1 pseudogene is annotated in these 3,565 nt (G+C 56.5%); it reads left to right on the plus strand.

Annotated features, from left to right (window positions below):
- Positions 1 to 439: 439 nt before the first annotated feature.
- Positions 440 to 3,565 (plus strand): annotated as a pseudogene (locus OOZ52_RS12785) (hypothetical protein); the annotation flags it as partial.

Here is a 3,565-nt window from a genome sequence, read left to right on the forward strand (position 1 = left end):
GCGACGGCATCCAGGACTACGCCATCCGCCTCGACGGAACCATCAACCTCGCAGAAGCCGACTTTATTCTGTGATCGAGATTTAGCGTAAAGGCGCTGGTCAAGGCCAGAGCGACGCCAAAAGGCCACACAATTGTACCATGGCGACATTCCGCATGCGGCTGATTGCCAAGTGTTTTTGACTGCCTTATTCAGGGAACTGGCAAGCGCGGTATTTCTTGCCATGCGCGGATAAGGGAAACGGACGACATGGACGGGTCGCCTGTTCTCTCCTTCATCGTGGATCGAATTTGACGGACGCAGAGGTCGCAAAAGCCATGTCGATTATTCCAAGCCCAGGGTCGCCACCGGAGGTTGAACCAACTGACGAAAGCCAGACGCTGCCGACGGGAACCACCACGGTTCCTGAAGGCGATGCGTATTATGAGGATACAGTCGATGTGTTATTTTTCATCGACGACAATGACGTCACGCTGATCAACAACGGTACGATCTGGCTTGAGAGCGAACCGCAAGCGTACCGTATTCTGGTTCACGGATCTGGCCAAAATTTCAGTCTGATCAACAATGGCCTGATCTACATGCATGGGACCGGCAATGTGACGCTGAACACCGGGACTGTATACGCTCCGACATCGCTCACCAACACAGGCACTGTCATTTCCGTATCGGACACCGGCCAAGCTGGTGTCATTGAGTCGAGCAGCCCGATCTTCGTTGAGAATTCGGGCATTCTCGCTGCGCAAACGCTGAATGAAGACACGCGCTTCATCGGCACCGGCAATGCTATCACGATTGATGCTGGTAGCGGCCGTTACCAGAGCTCGATCATCAATCATGCCGACGGCCAAATTCTGGCAGAAGCGTACAACACTGCGATCGCCGTGCGGCTACGTGGACCGGGCGTCTCGAGCCAGAACAACACGCCGCTGGGTACGCCATTGATCGAGAATGCCGGTTTGATTGAAGCCAACGCGACCGGACCTAACGGCCTTTCCATCGCCATCTACCTTGAAAGCTTCGATGGCTATCCCGGTCTCATCGTGAACACCGGGACGATCCGGGCGGACAATTTCGCGATCTTCGGCTCCAATGCCTATGGCCTCGATGTCAGCAACCCGCAGGAGTACGTCCTCAACGAAGCCACCGGGCAGATATTCGGTGCAATTGCTCTGGGCTTTGGTGATGACGTGGTGGAGAACCACGGTACGATCACCGGTCCCGTGCAACTGGGCTTCGACAACGATCATTACTTCGGCAGCGGTCAGGTCACCGGCAAGTTCGGTTTTGTCGACATGGGCTGGGGTGACGACCTGTTTGAAGGCGGTGGCTTCGTCGACAGAGCCGCCGGCGGTTATGATCAGGATACCATGTCCGGCGGCGGCGGGAACGACTTGCTGCTGGGTGGCTTTGGCAACGATATTATCGCGGGCGATGCCGGCAATGATGGCCTTTACGGCGAGTGGGGTGACGATGTCATCACCACACAAGGTGGCGACTATGTCGAAGGCGGCACCGATCAGGACCGCGTTATTCTGGGCGACTATACATTCGAGGCCGCACATGGCGGCACCGGCTTTGACGTGCTTGAGATGGCCCAGGGCGCGCGCGACTTCAGTCTGTCTGCCATGCTGACAGGTGGCCGCATCAGCGGTTTTGAAGCGATTGCACTGACTGGCAACCAGCAACTTGCCATCGACGCTGCGTCAATTGCCGCGCTCAGTGATGATCCCGACACATTCTGGGTCGATGCGACCGCTACCGATACTGTCCATCTCGAAGGTGTGTGGACGCAGGGCGCGGACGTCGATTTTGAAGGCACGATCTACCAGGTCTGGATGCAGGGCGATGTCACTGCCTACGTCACCGCAGAGGCCACCGTGACTCCCAATTCGGCACCCTCTTTTGGCGGCTTTGACGCGATCGCGGGCGGCACATCGGCGCTGCGGCCTGGAGTCGCAGCTGGCCTGGGTTACACTGATCCCATCTACTACGGCACCGGGACCGAGATTGACTTCGAGCGCAATCCGGACACCGGACGCAACGAATTCACCGTGCACCGTGATGCGGTGTTCTTTTCGTCCAACCCCGGCTCGGTCATGTATTCCTATGACACCGGGGTTTTTACAAACAATGGTGAAATTTACGCCATTACCGTCGCTGGAACCGGTGAAGCCAGCGGTGTAGCGATGATCAATGTCGATGAGTTCATCAACAATGGCCTTATCTATGTCGAATCCAACACTGATCCCTATTATGCTGACCCGTCTGGATTTTTCATTTCCTATGCGGTCAGCCCCAGCTTCGCACTAACCAACCATGGCGAGATTTACGTATATTCCGCTCTGGCCCCCGCACACGGCGTAATAAGGACCGGTTATTCAATCAATACCGGCACAATCACTGCAATCTCGGATACTCACCAAGCCTTCGGCATGTCAGCGGCCAGCGGCGAGAATGATGATACGCCGTCTAATCCCGGCAGCAGGCAATGGACCAATACCGGTCTGATCTATGCCGAGGGCACAAACCCTGACGGGTTCTACGCCGAAGAACGTGAATTCGGCTATCTCGATAACGAAGATCCACTGGTTTACGCGACGAAATCTGCCGCCGCCATCGGGGTGCGCGGCAATGCCAGCTTCACTAATGATGGTACGATTATCGCCAGGCTGACAGATCATGCTTCCGACGATCAGTATACTATCGGTCTGTTCACCTCTGATCGCAGCGGTGTGCTCAACACGGGTGTCATCAACAACGGCACGATTGAAGGCACCTATGCCGTGGTCTTCGAACGGCTGGAAACAACGCGCCACTATGTGACCAACAATGGCCTGCTCAAAGGCCACATTGCCTTCACTGATGGCGATGACGAATATGACGGATCAAACGGCCAGATTACCGGAACCGTATTCGGCTTTGGCGGCAATGACACCTTCATCGGCGGCGATTTTGCCGACAGCTTTGACGGCGGTCTGGGCGACGATACCATGGCCGGCGGCTTGGGCAACGATACCTATTTCGTCGACAGTCTGGGCGATGTGGTGAACGAGAATGCTGGCGAAGGCAGTGATACGGTTGTTGCCTCCATCGATTACTCGCTTGTCGGCCTCGTCCATGTAGAGAACCTTGCTCTTTCGGGCGTTGCCGGTCTTTCGGCTACCGGGAACGATGCCGCCAATACACTGACAGGCAATAGCGGCAACAACGTGCTGACGGGCGGACTGGGCGACGACACGCTCGACGGCGGCGAAGGTGAAGACACGGCCGTGTTCAGCGGCAACCGCGCCGATTACACCATTGTCGAAACTAGCCGGGGCAAGTTCACGATTAGCGGCGCGGACGGCACCGATACCCTTGTCAATGTAGAGTTGGCGCAGTTTGCGGATACGACCATTACCCTGATCTTCCCCGCTATTGAAGGCACGCCCGGGGTTGATCGTCTGGAAGGTACATCTGCGGGCGATGTGATCTTTGGCTTTGCCAACGATGATGTTCTGCTGGGCCGCGGTGGTGACGATGTTCTGGATGGCGGCCTGGGTGCTGATACCATGTACGGCGGT

Origin of the sequence: Aurantiacibacter sp. D1-12 (genome assembly GCF_028858515.1) — a bacterium.
In the GTDB taxonomy this organism is placed as follows: Bacteria; Pseudomonadota; Alphaproteobacteria; order Sphingomonadales; family Sphingomonadaceae; genus Alteraurantiacibacter.